We start from the raw sequence: 15947 nt of genomic DNA, 5'->3' as shown, positions 1-15947 counted from the left end.
GGCACACACCCAGGGCAGCCAGATCCGCCGTTGATGCGAGCATTGGGCGGAGTCCGCCACTCATGCCCAAGCGTGCAACGCCACCAGACATCGCGATGGCTGTTCGGGGTGACCTGGTAGGGACGAAGCTCCCGGTTGCGGGTCGGATGCCACTGCGCAGAGACATCGGGGTACAGGGAAGCGAGGTCGTTTCCGTATCCGACCTTCTTGCCTGCACAGTACGGGCAACCGCTGCCATGCCGACGGTTCAGTGGCCTTGTCTGATACGCGTGGCCGACGGGGCACTCCCACCAGACCATGATCTTGCTGCCTGGGTTGAGACTTTCCGGTGTCAGATCGCCGTTCAGCCTCGGATGCCAATCTGTGGCAAGATGCGGGTGAATGTCCGCAAAAGAGCACCCTGGACGGGCTCGCCGTTTCTCTTCTTCGGTCGCGCGCCTACCGCATGCGGGACAACCGGCTCCTAGGTTGCGGCTTCCAACCGCAGCTTGCCACTCATGGCCACAGGTGCGACAACGCCACCAGACCTTTTGGTCTACGCCAGCAAGGATCTCATTCGGGGTTATCGGAAGGTTCTTCGCCGGGTGCCATTCTTTGGCGAGATCGGGATTCTTGAGATCCAGAGTCCTGCACCGCCAGCACGGTCCCTTGCCTGCGACCCGCTCCCTTACGGCTGCCTGCCACTCGTGTCCCTCGCCGCATCGCCACCAGACCGAAGCATGGGATCCGGCGATGACGTTCGCGGCATCATAGGGGTGATTGCGTGTGGGATGCCACTGAGCTGCGACCTCAGGGCTTACCGTCGCCAACGACTTGTCCGGCGGTACGACCGGAGGGCAAGTAGGGCATCCCTGTCCAGCCCACTTGTTCCTAACCGGCGCCTGGTACTCGTGTCCCGCAGAACACCGCCACCAAACGACGCGCTTCGACTGCGCCCCCACCCGCCACGGCGTCAGGTCGCCGTTGCGAACAGGATGCCATTCGCTGACCACACCTGGACACTTCTCTGCGAGCGAGCAGCCGACCGGGACAGATAGCGAGTAGTTCGGCACATGCCAATTTTCTCACAAGGTATGCCCGATTGAAGCCATTCAGTAGCTCCTAGTCGGTAGCCTGAAGCGCCGTTGTCCAGTCCGCCAAGATGGCTTTCTGTGCTGCTGCCAGAGTCACAGTCCCAGCACAGACGCGCTTATAAAGCTCAAACTCGACACGATCCTTGGGGTTCGGATTTCCGGGTTCGGGCCACAGGTTGTGTGGGTCGGTCGGGTTGCCGCCGAGGCTGAGCGGCAGGAAATGATCTTCCTCGTAGGAGCGCGGGTTGGTGTCGGCGTAGCCGTACTCGCGGATCTGCTGCCGCTTCAGCGCGTCGGTGTAGGCGACGGGTGGGCGGATCGTCTTGGTGTAGCCGGAGACGCAGACCGTGCTGTGGATGTTCGCCTGGGTCACGGCGGGGTTGAGGGCACCCGGGGTGCAGTGCGGGTCCGGATGGGTGGTGGCCGGGTCGAGGCTGGAGGCGTGGCAGGACCCGGGCGGGAGGGTGCCGGTCGGTTCCGGAGCGGCGGTGTCGGTCGGTGTTCCCGCAGGTTGCGAGGAGCCGGTCCGGCCGCCGTGCGATGAGACCTGCGAGGCGGTGGAGCTGCAGCCGGCCAGCAACAGGCACGTGGCTATTGCGGCCGTGGTGGAGCGAAGCATGAGGGGGACCTCCCAAATCGGGAATGTCCATCATGCAGCCAGATGAGTGATCGAGCCCGATAAATTGCCTGAATCGGACTTATTCGCGTCACAGGTTCTATCGGGTCGATATCGCGGTCGCGCGTTTCCGTAGGCCCCGTCTGTTGACCCTCAGGCCCCGGCCTGTCCCGATACATCCACGACGTCATCGTCGCCAACGCGGACCGCGCCGTGAGCCGACCCCCGCAGGAGCCGCAGGACGTCAGGCTTCGAGGTCCTCTTTGCGGATGTACCAGACGTGCCAGGCGATCAGGCAGGCCAGTGCGGCGAACCACACCACGGTGGTGACCAGGGAGATGAGGTCGATCGGCAGGGTGTAGACGAGCACGATGTGCGCCACCGCGTTGGCCAGCAGCACGGCGCCCCAGACGGCCGTGTCGACGCGCAGCCCGCGCCGGAACCGAGCATCCGTGTCCCAGCGGGCCGCCCACGCGGCCGCGCCCTCGGCGCCGCGCTTGATCTCGGCGATCGTGCGGCCGAACGTCAGCTGGGCGGGCTTGCCGACGACGACCGTGACCAGCATCCACGCGCCGAACAGGCCGCCCAGCGCGGCGGTCCAGCCCTCCCGGATCGCGAGCGTACGCGGGTCGTCCGACAGCAGGCCGAGCACGACGGAGAGCACCAGGACGCTCAACGTGACCAGGGCGATGAGGTCGATCCGGCGGTTGCGCGCGATGGTCCACACCACGTACGGCGCGGCCACCAGGACACCGGCCATCAGCGCCCACCACTGGTTCACGCCGGCGGCGCGCAGACCGTAGAACAGCACCATCGGCACGACCACCTCGAACACGACGGTCATCACGTTGGCGCGGATCACCCGGCGCAGGCCCATGTCGGGTGCGGGCTTCTGCTCGATCATCATGCGGATTCCCCCTCGGGGTCGGCTGCGGTCGCCCGCACGTAGAGGTCGGCGAGCTCGCGGCCGATGCGGGCGAGCTCGGTGGGTTCGGGTGCGGCGGCGGTCGCGGTGACGACGACGGAGTCGAGACCACTGATGAAGGCGATCGCCGTGGTCCGCGTGTCCAGGGGACGGAAGACGCCCGCCGCCTGTCCGGTGCGCAAGTGCTCCTCGACCATGGCGAGACGTCCGTTGACGGCGGCGCTCTGCGAACCGGAGTTCTTCACGATGTCGATCAGCGCCCGGACCTCGGCGGGGTGCTCGCCGACGAGGGCGATGTTCGACTCGACGTAGGCGCGCAGCTGTGCGACGTGGCCGTCGGCGGCGTCGATGTGCGGCTGCATGAACGCCTCGGTGACCTTCTCGATCTCGGCGACGCACGCCGTGAGCAGGTCGTCCTTCCCGGCGAAGTGGTAGCTGATCATTCCGGTGCTCGACAGGCCCGCGTGCTTCGCGATCCGGCTGAACGACGCCTTGGCGTAGCCGACCTCGGCGATCACCTCGATCGCTGCCGTCACGATTTGGGCCCGTCTGCCCGACTCGGTGAACGTTCTTGCTCGCATGAGCAAAATTTAGCTCGCTCAAGCAAACTCGGCAAGCCGTTCGCTCCAAGGCCGCGACTGTGATCTCAGGCCCTTTATAGACAGAATCGTTTGTTTGATGTCGATCGGCCGGTACGATCGCCGTCGTGCGCACCGATTCGGACGAGCTCTTGGCGGGGCGGTATCGGCTGCTCGACGTCATCGGCCGAGGTGGGATGGGTGTCGTGTGGCGGGCCCGGGACACCGATCTCGACCGTACGGTCGCGATCAAGGAACTACGGCTCCCCGAGGGCGTCGACGACGGTGAACGGGTCACCTTCTACGCGCGCCTGGAACGGGAGGCCAGGGCCGCCGCGCGGCTGAAACACCCAGGAATCGTCACGGTCCACGACCGGCTCACCGTCGGCGGCCGGCCGTGGATCGTCATGGAGTACGTCGAGGGCGGATCCCTCCACGACCTCCTCGGCGAACACCAGCGGCTGGAGGTCGGCGCCGTCGCCGCTCTCGGGGTGAAGATGCTGACGGCGCTGCGGGCCGCGCACGCCGCAGGGGTCGTGCACCGCGATGTCAAACCCGCCAACGTCCTGTTGGAGGGCGACCGGGTCGTCCTCACCGACTTCGGCATCGCCACCCTCGAAGGCGACAACACCCTCACCCGGTCCGGGGCGATCCTCGGCACACCGGCCTTCATGGCCCCCGAACAGGTTCGGGGACAGGACGCCACCCCCGAGACCGACCTGTGGTCGCTCGGGGCCACCCTGTACGCGGCCGTGGAAGGGCAGGTGCCGTTCGGCGGAGCGAGCGCCGGCGGGATCTTCGTCGCCATCGCCACCGAGGACCCGCACCCGTTCGTCCATGCCGGACCGCTCACGGCCGTCCTCACGGGGCTCCTCGACAAGGACCCGGCGCGGCGGCTGAACGCCGACGACGCCCACCGGCTCCTCACCGAAATCGGCCGTGGCGCCGCACCCCTGCCGACACGGGCGGCCTCTCCACCGCCCCCGCACGTACCGATGTCACCGCCGCCGCATGTACCGATGTCGCCGCCGCGTCCACCTCCGGTGCCAGTGCCGCCCACACGGCCTGTGGCAGGTCCGGCCGGCGCTCGGCTGCCGAGACCCCACGTGTACATCGGGGCTGCCGGGGCCATCGTCGCCGCCCTTGTGGCCACGTCGGTGCTGGCGCCGGACTCCGGGTCCGGCAAACCCCGTACCCCGGTCACCACCGTCGCCACGACACCGGCCTCGTCGGCTCCCGTGTACACGCCACCGGCCCCTGCCACCAGCTATCCGGTCGCCCCGGCGCACACACCGATGAGCGCCGACGCCATCAACCGGGTGTTCAAGAACTACATGAACGGCCTCGCCGACCACGACATGACGGAGTTGCGGACGGCGACCTGTCCACGGCTGCGCTCCACCCTGCTCGGGTTCGCCCTCAACGGCTATTACGTCGGCCGGTGGAAGATGAAGCCGTACACCATTCCCCCGGACGCGGACAAACTCAGCGTCGAGGCCAATTTCACCCAGGAGGACCCCGACACCGGGAACAGCGCCGGCGACATCGACAACCAATGGATCGTCGAACGGGACTCCGGCGGCCGGTACTGGGTGTGCGGGTGGCTCAACTACAGGGGGCAGTAGCGAGCCGTCAGGGTCTTGTCCATCGTGGGCAGTACTCGACGTCACTGCCGGGCAGGGCCGTACGGCGGGTCCGCGCCGCGGGCCGTCGCCGAGACCGCCGTCGGAGGATGTCCGATCCGTTCATGCCGGCTGGGATCGTCCTGCCTAGCGTGTGAGGCATGACGAATCCCAGACTCGCGGTGATCTCCATCATCACGGACGACATGCCGGCCGCCATCGCCTTCTACGAATCGTGCGGGCTCCAGCTGAGCAGCGGAGGCCCGGCCGAGCCGCACTCGGAGTTCGGTGGCGCGGGCGTCAAGGTCATGCTCGACACCCGAGAGGTGGTCACGGCGATAGACCCGCACTGGAAGCCGCCGAGCGGCGGACACGCGATGGCGCTGGCGTTCGACTGCGGGACCCCGGACGACGTGGACGCCACGTTCGACCGGATGGTCGCGGCGGGAGCAGGGATCGCCAAGAAGCCGTGGGACGCGTTCTGGGGACAGCGCTATGCCGTCATCACCGATCCCGACGGCAACCCCGTGGACCTGTTCGCGGCGTTGGGCTGAGGCTCATCGAGTGCCTGCTGGTCCCGCCACAGGTGGGACGCGTCGGCGTAGCCGGCGTCGGCGGCCGCCCCCGCGCGGGTGTGGCCGTCGGCCAGGAGACGATCGGCCTTCCGCAGTCGAAGCACGCGTTGCAGGTGCTTGGCGCCGTAGCCGTACCACTGCCCGGCGAGCCGCTGGAGTTGCCGGGGGGAGTAGCCGGTTCGCCCGGCGATCTGGGCGATGGAAAGCCCCGAACTCAAGTCGGCGGCCACGCGGATCGGGCGTTGGTCGATCACGAGGTCGGCCACGGCGTCGGCCGCGAGGTCGACCAGCGCGGCGCCCGGGTGTTCGGCGGCGGCCAGTCGCGTCTCCCACCGTCGAGCGTCGAGCCCGATCACCGAGTCGAGGCTGACGACGCTGTCGACCAGTTCGTCCGCTCCGGTCCGCAGCAGCTGCGGCAGGACTCCCGGCCGGAACCTCAGCCCGAGCAGGCGTCCCCCTTGGCCCGGCGCGAAGACACGAGCCTGCGAATCGGCGCCCGCGACCAACAGCGTCTCACCGGTCCACAGCAAGTCCATGCAGCCGTCCGGGACGATGACGGACTCGTCACCGGTGAAGGCGTTGCGCCAGATCGTCCCGTACGCAGCCGGCGCCGCACGTTCCTCGTACCGTCTCGCGCCTGTCACAAGACAGAACCTAGCGCGGCGGCGGCGTTGCTGGTGAATCAGGAATTTAAATAAGTTACTGATATAGTTTCCCGCACCCACCCTGGTCCGGGGTGGGGGCGCGGGGGCGACCGACGTCTCCATGCGTCTCGGCGGCTTCGGTTGGAGGAAGCGATGACGAGCCAGGAGACCACCCGATCGCGCGGTGCCGAGGCCCGGCCTTTCCCCGCCGCGGGCCGGCCGTTTCCGCTGGAGCCGACGCCGATCCACGTGGCCGACGACGTGCTCACCGACCTGCGGCAGCGCCTTGAGCTGACTCGGCTGCCGGTCGACGCGGGCAACGAGGACTGGTACTACGGCGTGAACAGCGCGTACCTGCGGGAACTCGTCGACTACTGGCGCACCGGCTACGACTGGCGCACCGCCGAGGCCGCGATCAACGCCTACGAGCACTACCGCGTCGAGGTCGACGGCGTGCCGGTGCACTTCATGCGCAGGCCCGGCGTCGGGCCGAACCCGACACCGTTGATCCTCACGCACGGCTGGCCCTGGACGTTCTGGCACTGGTCGAAGGTCGTCGACCCGCTGGCCGACCCGGCGGCGTACGGCGGCGACCCGGCCGAGGCGTTCGACGTGATCGTCCCGTCGCTGCCCGGATTCGGGTTCTCCACGCCGCTGCCGGACGACCCGGACATGAACTTCTGGAAGATCGCCGAACTCTGGCATGTCCTCATGACGCGGGTCCTCGGCCACGACAGGTACGCCGCCACGGGCTGCGACGTCGGAGCCCTGATCACCGGTCAGCTCGGGCACAAGTACGCCGATGAGCTGTACGCCATCCACATCGGCTCCGGCCTGAAACTCGACATGTTCAACGGCGACCGGGCCTGGGACCTCAGCGGCGGCCGGCCCATTCCCGAGGGCCTGCCCGCCGAGATCCGTGACCGGCTCGTCGAGCTCGAGAGGCGGTTCGCCGTCCACCTCGCCGCGCACATGCTCGCGCCGAGCACGCTCGCGCACGGACTGTCCGACTCGCCCGCCGGGATGCTCGCCTGGATCCTCGAGCGCTGGGTGAAGTGGAGCGACAACGGCGGCGACATCGAGACCGTCTTCAGCAAGGACGACCTGCTCACCCACGCCATGATCTTCTGGGTGAACAACGCCATCGGCACCTCGGTCCGCACCTACGCCAACAACAACCGGTACCCGTGGACCCCGTCCCACGACCGGCGACCGGTCATCGAGGCGCCCACCGGCATCACCTTCGTCGGCTACGAGAACCCGCCCGGCGTCAGCACCGACCAGCGGGTCCGGCACTTCCTCGACAGCGACCGCGCCGACTGGTACCACCACGTCAACCTCACCGCGCACGACCGCGGCGGTCACTTCATCCCCTGGGAGATACCGGACCAGTGGGTCGACGACCTCCGGCGTACGTTCCGCGGCCGCCGCTAGACGACCGGGCTGTCACGGGTCGGGCCTATCGGACGGTCTTCCGCCACAGCCACGACTCCACGGACAGTCCGAAGAAGCGGCGCTTCCCAGGACGGCGCGTGCGGGCGACGGCTCAGCGCGAGCGGAGGCGAGGCTCCCGGAGGTCCTCCGGTACGACGGCCGGCCAGCGGCCCAGCATGGCGTCCTTGACCTCGTCCCGGGCCATCGTCATGCACCTGCCCGCCCGTTCGGCGCGTTCGTCGTGCCGTCTGGCGGTGTTCGCCTTGATGGCGACACTGGCCAGTGAGACGAACAGGTCGACGTCGCTGTCACCGTCGATCTGCACGCGGATCCAGTCGCCGCCAGGGGCCATCTGCACCCGACCGGACTCCAGCAGGGGACGGCGGAGACGCCCGATGACCGGCCAGGTGAGCCGCAGCTCCGCGGCCCCATCGGCGTGCAGGTGCGCGAGCTGACGACCGCCGACGTTCAGCGCCGTCCCGAGACCGCAGGCCGCCCTTCCGCTGCGCACCCCGGGCCACGCTGCCACCCGCGCCATCGCGCGGTCGGCGTACGACGTGGTCTCAACCTTCTTCACCCGCATAGGAGCATGTTTCACCCTGGAGGGCAGTGATCGGTAGTCCTGTGGCAAAAGACACGTTGTGGGACGGATACCTCAAGGTCATCTACGGTTCAGGTGAAGCCCCGACAGCGGGTCGCAGATCGGAGCTCTTTCCCGTGCGAAGCCCGTGCGGGGCGGTCGTTCGGGGGCGGGTTCAGGCGCGCTCGGCGGTCAGGCTGCCCGAGTCGGTTCGCAGGTACAGCCGGCGCGGGGCGGACGAGTCGTGGGGGACCGCCGAGACCTTCCTGTTGCCGCTGTCGCTGCTCGCGTCGACGTTGTACGGGCCGCCGGGGACCGTGATGTGGAGCGATCCGGAGTCGGTGGTCGCGCGTACGTCGGTGGGCGCGGCGGCGAATTCCAGCCGGAGGCTTCCAGAGTCGGACGACGCTCGTACGGTCGTGGATCGCAGGTCGATGGCGCGGACCGACCCCGACTCGGACGCGATGTCCAGCGTGCCCCGCAGGTCCTCGGCCGCGACCGAACCGGAGTCGCTGTGGGCTCGGACCGCGCCTTTGACGGAGCGGACCTTGACGGACCCCGAGTCGCTCTCCGCGTCGACGGCCGCGACTCCGCTGATGTCCAGCGTGCCGCTGTCGGCACGGGCCCGTACGGTGACGGAGGCGGGGACGGTCAGCTCGTAGTCGATTTTGCACCGCGAGCAGTCCTTGGTGAACGTCAGGGTGCCGCCGTCGAGCCGCTGCCCGGGATGCGGGGTGCCGTCCTGGTAGTGGACGATCCGGTGGATCCGCACCCCGGAACCGCCCGTGGTGATGGTCACGCGGCCGTCGTCCGCGTTCACGTTCACGGCCTTGACCGGTCCGCTGATGTCGGTGTCGGCGGTCAGTTCGTGGCGGTAGCCGGCGAAGTGCACGCCGACGCCGCACCCCGGGAGGGCGGCGACGGCGAGGAGGGAAAGAGCCAGGCCATGTTTTCTCACGGACGAGCTCCTCCAGGTCGGTTGCATCGCACGCTACTGGAACGCGGCACCGGACCCTATGGGGGCGGCAGGCGTGACGCGGGTGGGGTTATCCCCCCTACGCCGTCAGGTCTCGGACTCGCCGTCGGGTTTGGCGGGAGGCGGGTCCGCGGCCTCACCCGAGGAGCTCCACGACGTGGACCAGCCCGGACCGGTCTCCTCGCCGAGCAGCGGAGACCCCCAGTTGCGGGTGTCCTCCTTCAGCCGGTCGAACCCGCGGCGGATGCTCTCCCAGCTTTCGTCCGCGAGCGGCGTGCCGACGTCGGAGGACGAGTCGATCGGCGCGTTGCTCAGCGGGTCGGGGCCGCCGCCGGACCGGACGTCCGGGCCGAACGCCGGGAGCGGATCGCTCGACGTCGTGGCACCGCTCAGCGGCGTACGGGACGCGGGGGCGGACCGATCCGGTTCGGACGGTACGGGGCCGGAGGAGGCGTCGGCGGTCGGGAACGCCTCAGTGCGCGCATCCGGCCTGGCCGCTGACGGACCGGCAGCCGACTGGCCGGAGGGCGCAGGACCGGCCGCCGGCGGACCGGCGGACGAAGGGCCGGAGGGCAAAGGAACAGACCAGGCCGCGTTCTCGTCGACCGGGGGCACTCCAGGGCCTCCGCCACGGGGCGGCTCCGCGGCGGCGGGGCCGGCGGCCGGCATCGGTCCGGTCGGGGGCTCGGCGGGCGGCCGGTCGGCGGGAGCGGACAAGGGCGATGGTCCGGTGGGGGACCGATCGCCGAAGGGTGCGGAAGGCGACGGCCTGGCGGGAGCGCCGGACCCGGTGCCGGGGAGCGGGGCGTCCGACGATGGTTGCTGCCACGGTGACGGCTCCTCCGGACGCCGGGGCTGCGGCGAGGCGTCGGTCTCGCCTCGCCGCCACGCGGAGGCGTCCGTGGAGCGTTCCGGCGCCGAGTCGGACGCGAGAGGTTCCCAAGACGATGATGGCTCGGCTGGCCGAGGCTCCCAGGGAGACGGCCGTTCGGTCGATCGGGGCTCCCACGGCGAGGAGGGTTCGTCCGAGCGTGGCTCCCAGGGAGAGGGGCCCGAGGGCCGGCCCTGCCGCGGGGAACGCCCGGTCGAGCCCGGCCGCCACGGGTCGGCCTCGGAACGTGAGGCGGCGGCGACCGGTGCGAGGTCCTCCTCCTCGGCGGCCCGGTCGGCGGCGAGACGCCGGCGGCGCTGCCGCCAGCCCAGGATGAGGCTGAGGACGAGCAGGGTGCCGCCGCCGCTCAGGACGGCGACGAGCATGAGATCGAGCCCGCCGCCCTTCGCCGAGGATCCGGTGGGAGCGGGCGTGGTGGACGACTCCGGCTGCTTCACGCCGGCGCCCCCGTGCTCGGCCTTGTTGATGCGGGCGGCCGTGCGCAGCGAGCCCAGCGCGTCGGCCACGCCGGTGCCGATCGCGGTGTTGCGGCCGTCGGCGGGACGGTGTGTCGCGCCCTCCTCGAGCGTCTGCTTGACCTCGTCCGGCGTGAGGCGGGGATAACGGGCCTTGACCAGGGCACTCATGCCGGCCACGAGAGCCGCGGACGAACTGGTACCGGTGCCGAGGACGTAGCCGTGCCCCGCGACGTCGGCGCTGACGATCTCGACGCCGGGTGCCGAGACCGACACGTACGTGTGGCGGTTCGTGAACTTGGTCGGCTTGAAAGCGCGGTCGACCGCGCCGACGGCGATCACTCCCGGGTAGGCGGCCGGATAGTTGCGCCGGTTTCCCGTGGCGCCGTCGTTGCCGGAAGAGGCCACGAGCACGACGCCCTTGCCGAGGGCGTACTTGATCGCCGCCTCTTCGAGCGGGTTGCCGTTGTAGAAGAGCTTGCCGCCGCCGAGCGACATGCTGATGACCTGCGCGCCGTGGTCGGCGGCGTACCGGATGCCCTTGGCGATGGCGTCGCGCGAGTGGGTGACCTGCGCGTGGTCGTCCCGCATCGGATCGTTCAGTTCCCAGGTGACCCGGATGTTGAGGATCTTCGCCTCCGGCGCCACGCCCATGATCCCCGCGTTGCCGCCGGCGCCGTGCCCGTGGCCCGCGATGAGACTGGCCATCTCGGTGCCGTGGCGGCCCCAATAGCGGTTGCCCGGTTTGCGCGCGTGCCCGGTGAAGTCGGGGCCGTCGACCACACGGCCGGTGAGGTCCGGCTGGTGGCCGTCCACACCGGTGTCGAGCACGGCCACGGTCACGCCGTCGCCCCGTGAGTACTTCCACGCGCGCGCAAGGTGAAGAGCGCTCAGTGTCCACTGCTGGCCGCGGTACAGGTCCACCGCGGCCGTACGGACGGCCGGGCGGGCCGGCGAGGCACGGCCGACTGGGCCGCTGGGACGGACAACACCGCGACGGCGGCGCTGACCAGCAATGCGGAGACGAGGCGAGGAAAGGTGCGGCGGGGCTCGGATACGGGCACCGGTTTCCTCCCCGGTATCGGCGGCGGGCGTCATTCTGCCACGGAGGAATGCGGAACGCTCTCGCGATCGACGGCATTTCAGTGCGCTTGGGACCCGAGGCGTCACGGAGCGTGGCGGGAGTGCCAGGTCAGGGGCGCGCGCCGGCCTGGGTACCTTTCTCGTGGTCGATACGGACGCTGTGCCCGGTCTCCGCTCGTCGCGCGTGGTACGTCGCGCGCCCTTCCTCGGCGACTTCTGTCTGCTCCACGCGGCGTACTCCCGAAGCCTCCCGCCGTATGACGACCACCAGGGCGACCCGAGCGCACGATCGAGGCATGGAAACGATGATCCTCGCCGGGCACGGTCCCTGGCACCACGAAGGCGGCCCTGGTTGGTGGCCCGTCATCCCTCTCGCGTTCGGTCTCTTCTGGCTGCTCCTCCTCGGCGGAGGCGGCTATCTGCTCTGGCGGCGTACGAAGTCGCCGGCGAAAGCGGAGTCCGTCCTCGCCGAGCGCTACGCGCGGGGCGAGATCGACGAGGAGGAGTACCGCGAGCGGCTCGCCGTCCTGCGCGCCTGACTCCGTCATGGTCGGCGGTCGGGCGGGCGGTGCTTCCTGAGGTCGCTCGGCTCACCGGGTGTGGTCTCGTGGGGCCGTCCTGACTCCGTCATGGCCGGCGGTCGGGCGGGCGGTGGTCCCTGAGGCCGCTCGGCTCACCGAATGTGATCTCGTCGGGCCGTCCTCCCCCCGCCACGGACCGTCGGCGGTCGGGCAGGCGATGCTCCCCGAGGCCGCGCGGCTCACCGGGGCGTGGTCTCGTGGGGTCGTTCGGTGTCTGGGGCCGTGGGGGCGTCCTCGGGCCGGTCGGCGGGCGGGCCGGCCGCTTCGAGGAGCCTGCCGGCTCCGGTCTGGTCGATGGGGATGCTCGCCGCGGCGTCGCTGAATCGCCGCAGAAGGCGGGCGAACTGGATGCGCTCCTCCGGGGTCCAGTCGGCGACGAGCTGGCGGATGAAGTTGCGCCGGAACTCATCGGCCATCTGCTTGATCTGCCGGCGGCGTCGGTCAGCTGAAGGTGGGCGCGCCGGGCGTCGACGGGGGACGCCTGGCGGGAGACGAATCCCCCGTCGATGGCGTGGCCGACGAGCCGGCTCGCGGTTGACGGGTCGACATCGAGATGCTCGGCGACGGCACCGACGGTGACGTCACCGTGCTCCTCGTTCTGCCGGCAGATGGCGTAGATCACCATCAGGTTGGACAGTTGGATGCCCTGTCCCTGCTCGCATTCCTCACGGAGCCGCCGTAGCAACTGCGGTTTGATCCACAGCCTGCGCAACTGGAAGGCGGCCTGCTCGATCTCCGCGACGCTCGCGTCGATGTCGGTACCCACACCGTCACAGTAATTGAGCCGGTGCGCCGAGCCCGCATCCAACGAGATCATCCCCACCAGAACGCCGTGGCGATGATTCCGTACAGCACCATCAGCGTCGCGCCCTCAAGCCAGTTCGACTCGCCGTCGAGCACCACCAGAACGGTGATCACCACGGCCATGATCAGGACGGCGATCAGCAGCGGGGAGAGCACCAGGGTGAAGGACGCGCCGACCAGCGGAGAGAGCAGGACGAGCGCGGGGGCGACGACCAGGGCGATCTGCAGTGGGCTCTGGAGGATGACCGACAGGGCGTAGTCGGACTGGTTCTTGAGGGCGAGCTGGATGCCGACAACGTTCTCGACGGCGTTTCCGGCGATCGCCACGATGACGAGACCAGCGAACGCCTGAGAGATGCCGAGGGAGTCCATGGCGGGCTCCAGGGCGGCCACGAACCAGTCGGAGACGAACGCCGCGCCGACTCCGGTGACCGCCAGCATGGTCAGGGCGACGGCCATAGGCCACGACGGCCCATGGGGGGCGGAACCCTCCGAACCGCCGGCCTTGTCCGCAACGGAGGCGGTCACGGCCGCGTCGGTCTTCTCCGCGGTGCTCTCGCCGGTGTCGGCGGCAGCCGGTGCCACCTCTCCGGTGCCGGCGGCCGGAACCGTCTCTCCGGCCCCGGCGTGCGCCTCACCGGCCTTCTGCCGCTTGATCGCGCTGGGGAGCGAGGCCACGAACAGGCCCAGCAGCAGGACCGACACCACGACGGACAGGTTCCGTTCGTGCAGGGCAGCCTTTGTGGCATGCGAGCCGAGCGCCGCGGTGAGGGACGGGACCAGCAGCGCCGCCACCGACAGCGTGAGCAGCATCGAGAGGGTACGGGCGGCGTCGCTGCCGAACTTCTGCGGCCCGTGCTTGACGCCTCCGAGCAGGAAGGCCAGGCCCAGCACGAGCAGGACGTTCGCGAGGATGGAACCGACGATCGTGGCGGTCGCGACGTCGTACAGCTTCTTCTGCAGCGCGAACAGGACGACGAACAACTCAGGGAGATTCCCCAGCGCGCTCTGGACGACTCCGGTCGCGCCCGCGCCGAGGCGGTCGCCGAGCGCCTCGACGCTACGCCCGACCAGGCTGGCCAGGAGCGCCAGCGCGAGTGCTGCGACGACGAAGGGGACGACAGTGCCGCCGATCTTGCCGAAATGTGTGACGCCGGCTGCGACGGTCGCCACCACCGTGGCGATCATCAGGCGCCAGTCCGAGCGCGAAAATCCCATGCGGGAGATCATGCCGTAATCGGACCTGCGGTTTTGACGGTTTGTTGACCTTCAGCGCATCGATGGGGCGGTGACGGAGACGCGGACGTGCGCCCCCGGCGGCAGGCCCAGACGCTGGGCGGCGTTTCCGGAGTTCACCGCGATAGCCAGGCATCCCACGGAATCGACGTAGGCCACCAGCTCACCGGGCGCCGCCGAGGCGAACGTCTCGCCGTACGGCACGGTGAGGGTGCGGCGCCCGAGCGTCATGGTCAACGACGTGCCGGTCACCGCGCCGATCCGGTGCAGGTCGTCGCTGGTCACGGAGAGCTGGACGTTCCCGAACCGGTCGACGGTCAGCACCTCGCCGTCGGCGGTGCCCTCCTGGACGCGGCGCGTCGGCCGGGGAAGCATCACGAGGTCGGCGGCGTCGAACTCCGTGCCGACCGCCGCGACGTCCAGTCCCGCCACGAGATGCGCCGCCACCGGCGAGAACATGTCCCGGCCGTGGAACGTGGCCGACAGGGGCTCGAGCCACAGTTTGGAGTTGGTCAGCTCGAAGGCCCGCGCTCCGCTGTCGGGCAGCGACCACGACAGCAGCCCGTTGTCCGGCCCAACGAAGATCCGGTCACCCGCCGCGACCGCGACCGCCCGCCGCGACGTGCCCACGCCGGGATCGACGACCGCCACGTGCACCCCCTCGGGGAGGTATGGCACGGTCTGGGCGAGGATCGCCGCACCACGGCGTACGTCACCGGGAGGGACGAGGTGGGTGATGTCGACGATTCGCGTGCTGGGTGAGATGCGGGAGATGACTCCGTGACAGGCGGCGACGAAGCCGTCTTCCAGCCCGTAGTCGGTCAGCAGCGTTACGCAGTTGGTGAGCGCCACGGTTGAAGAGTACGTCGAGGCCGGTCCCGGAGAACACCGCCAACCAGCCGCCGATCACGCGTAGCATGACAGCCCCCCGACCCGTATCAGAGGGGACCTGATGCAACCGGCGAACGCCCGGGGCGATGGCCCTGACAAAGACAAGGACGGCCGCCTGACCCAGCGCGACCGGGAGATCCTCGACTTCGAACGACAGTGGTGGAAGCACGCGGGCGCGAAAGAACAGGCGATCCGCGAGCTGTTCGACATGTCGTCGACCCGCTACTACCAGATCCTCAACCAGCTGATCGACCGGCCGGAGGCCCTGGAGCACGACCCCATGCTCGTGAAGCGGCTCCGCCGGCAGCGATCCGCGCGGCAGCGCCAGCGGGCCGCGCGCCGGCTCGGCATCCGGACCTGACCTGCCCGAAACGGGCCGGGAGGCCGGTCGGGGTCGGTCGGCCGGGAAAGACGCGCCGTCCCAGCGTCCGACCGGTTCCCGGGCCATGCCGACGGTATGGCCCCGGTGCTCCGCCGCCCGCTCGACGCTGTACGCGTGCGGGCCGGACCATACGGCGCTGACCGCGCAGCACGTCGTCGTACGCGTGCGGACGGCCGGATCACCCGGCAGTGACCGCGCAGCACGTCGTCGAACGCGTGGGGATGGCCGGGCCACCCAGCGGTGACGTCCGTCGTACGGCGACCGCGGCCAGGGCGTCCCGGGGGTGACCTCGATGCCCGCTTCGCGCGGCGCCACCACCGCGACGGTCACCTCGATGCCGCCTCACGCGGTGCCACCATCGCCACGGCGGCCGTGTGGGTCGGCGGGGATTCTGGCGTGAGGTGACCGTGGTGGCCGTGCCGGTCGGCGGGGATTCTGGCGTGAGGTGACCGCGGCGGCCGTGTGGGTCGGCGGGGAATCCGGCGAGCCGTGACCGTGACGGCCGTACGGGCAGCGGCCGTCGATGGCGCGTCGTAAAGTGGCGTGACCGGCCGATGACGGACCGTACGCCGCCGTTACCGGCCGCGACGGGCTCGCCAA

At 69.8% G+C, this 15947-nt stretch carries 15 protein-coding genes and 2 pseudogenes; 5 read left to right on the top strand and 12 right to left on the bottom strand.

Features of this window, described 5'->3' with window-relative positions:
* Nucleotides 1–11: 11 nt before the first annotated feature.
* The 4 genes and pseudogenes from ACYVF7_RS53685 to ACYVF7_RS53670 form a co-directional block, all read right to left on the bottom strand.
* A pseudogene (locus tag ACYVF7_RS53685) lies at nt 12–992 on the bottom strand (zinc-ribbon domain-containing protein); the annotation flags it as partial.
* Between the two features lie 109 nt (nt 993–1101).
* On the bottom strand, nt 1102–1692 hold the full coding sequence (locus ACYVF7_RS53680) for a hypothetical protein (protein ID WP_460355301.1): 591 nt from the start codon (nt 1690–1692) through the stop codon (nt 1102–1104).
* A 241-nt stretch (nt 1693–1933) separates the two neighbouring features.
* Nucleotides 1934–2596, bottom strand: a complete 663-nt coding sequence (locus ACYVF7_RS53675) for a VC0807 family protein (RefSeq protein WP_460355299.1) — start codon at nt 2594–2596, stop codon at nt 1934–1936.
* Nucleotides 2593–3195 carry a TetR/AcrR family transcriptional regulator gene (locus ACYVF7_RS53670; RefSeq protein WP_460355296.1) on the bottom strand — a complete coding sequence of 201 codons (603 nt, stop codon included), beginning with the start codon at nt 3193–3195 and terminating at the stop codon, nt 2593–2595. The genes ACYVF7_RS53675 and ACYVF7_RS53670 overlap by 4 nt, the downstream gene beginning before the upstream one ends.
* A gap of 125 nt (nt 3196–3320) precedes the next feature.
* Between ACYVF7_RS53670 and ACYVF7_RS53665 the strand changes: the two genes are divergently transcribed.
* Both ACYVF7_RS53665 and ACYVF7_RS53660 read left to right on the top strand, forming a co-directional pair.
* Complete coding sequence (locus ACYVF7_RS53665) at nt 3321–4817, top strand: serine/threonine-protein kinase (protein ID WP_460355295.1); 1497 nt, start codon at nt 3321–3323, stop codon at nt 4815–4817.
* Between the two features lie 158 nt (nt 4818–4975).
* The gene (locus tag ACYVF7_RS53660; RefSeq protein ID WP_460355292.1) at nt 4976–5368 is read left to right on the top strand and encodes a VOC family protein; all 393 of its coding nucleotides are present in this window, start codon (nt 4976–4978) and stop codon (nt 5366–5368) included.
* Here the strand turns inward: ACYVF7_RS53660 and ACYVF7_RS53655 are convergent.
* Entirely contained in the window at nt 5308–6033 is a 726-nt protein-coding gene (locus tag ACYVF7_RS53655; RefSeq protein WP_460355290.1) for a helix-turn-helix domain-containing protein, read from the bottom strand. The two genes, ACYVF7_RS53660 and ACYVF7_RS53655, sit on opposite strands and share 61 nt — an antisense overlap.
* 153 nt (nt 6034–6186) lie before the next feature.
* On the opposite strand from ACYVF7_RS53655, the gene ACYVF7_RS53650 reads away from it, so the two are divergent.
* Nucleotides 6187–7467 (top strand): epoxide hydrolase family protein, encoded by a 1281-nt coding sequence (locus ACYVF7_RS53650; protein WP_460355287.1) that lies wholly within the window; start codon nt 6187–6189, stop codon nt 7465–7467.
* Between the two features lie 112 nt (nt 7468–7579).
* On the opposite strand, the gene ACYVF7_RS53645 is transcribed toward ACYVF7_RS53650, so the two are convergent.
* The 3 genes from ACYVF7_RS53645 to ACYVF7_RS53635 form a co-directional block, all read right to left on the bottom strand.
* On the bottom strand, nt 7580–8044 hold the full coding sequence (locus ACYVF7_RS53645; RefSeq protein ID WP_460355284.1) for a luciferase domain-containing protein: 465 nt from the start codon (nt 8042–8044) through the stop codon (nt 7580–7582).
* A gap of 178 nt (nt 8045–8222) precedes the next feature.
* A complete protein-coding gene (locus ACYVF7_RS53640; protein ID WP_460355281.1) occupies nt 8223–9005 on the bottom strand; it encodes a DUF4097 family beta strand repeat-containing protein in 783 nt (260 codons plus the stop codon).
* A 105-nt stretch (nt 9006–9110) separates the two neighbouring features.
* Nucleotides 9111–11213, bottom strand: coding sequence for a S8 family peptidase (locus ACYVF7_RS53635; RefSeq protein WP_460355279.1), 2103 nt, complete (start codon nt 11211–11213; stop codon nt 9111–9113).
* Between the two features lie 536 nt (nt 11214–11749).
* On the opposite strand from ACYVF7_RS53635, the gene ACYVF7_RS53630 reads away from it, so the two are divergent.
* On the top strand, nt 11750–11992 hold the full coding sequence (locus ACYVF7_RS53630) for an SHOCT domain-containing protein (protein ID WP_460355277.1): 243 nt from the start codon (nt 11750–11752) through the stop codon (nt 11990–11992).
* Between the two features lie 221 nt (nt 11993–12213).
* Here ACYVF7_RS53630 and ACYVF7_RS53625 read toward each other — a convergent pair whose 3' ends face one another.
* From ACYVF7_RS53625 to ACYVF7_RS53610, 4 genes and pseudogenes are all read right to left on the bottom strand, one after another.
* Nucleotides 12214–12450 carry a hypothetical protein gene (locus tag ACYVF7_RS53625; protein WP_460358665.1) on the bottom strand — a complete coding sequence of 79 codons (237 nt, stop codon included), beginning with the start codon at nt 12448–12450 and terminating at the stop codon, nt 12214–12216.
* A gap of 101 nt (nt 12451–12551) precedes the next feature.
* Nucleotides 12552–12659 (bottom strand): annotated as a pseudogene (locus ACYVF7_RS53620) (hypothetical protein); the annotation flags it as partial.
* A 188-nt stretch (nt 12660–12847) separates the two neighbouring features.
* The gene (locus ACYVF7_RS53615) at nt 12848–14056 is read right to left on the bottom strand and encodes a calcium:cation antiporter (RefSeq protein WP_460355275.1); all 1209 of its coding nucleotides are present in this window, start codon (nt 14054–14056) and stop codon (nt 12848–12850) included.
* Between the two features lie 51 nt (nt 14057–14107).
* Nucleotides 14108–14926, bottom strand: a complete 819-nt coding sequence (locus tag ACYVF7_RS53610; protein ID WP_460355272.1) for an SAM hydrolase/SAM-dependent halogenase family protein — start codon at nt 14924–14926, stop codon at nt 14108–14110.
* Nucleotides 14927–15026: 100 nt separating this feature from the next.
* On the opposite strand from ACYVF7_RS53610, the gene ACYVF7_RS53605 reads away from it, so the two are divergent.
* On the top strand, nt 15027–15326 hold the full coding sequence (locus ACYVF7_RS53605) for a DUF3263 domain-containing protein (protein WP_360889070.1): 300 nt from the start codon (nt 15027–15029) through the stop codon (nt 15324–15326).
* The last annotated feature ends 621 nt before the right edge of the window (nt 15327–15947 follow it).

This window comes from Actinoallomurus acanthiterrae, assembly GCF_054775715.1.
The sequence above is the reverse complement of the archived record's forward strand: the minus strand, read 5'-3'. Positions and strand labels throughout refer to the sequence as shown.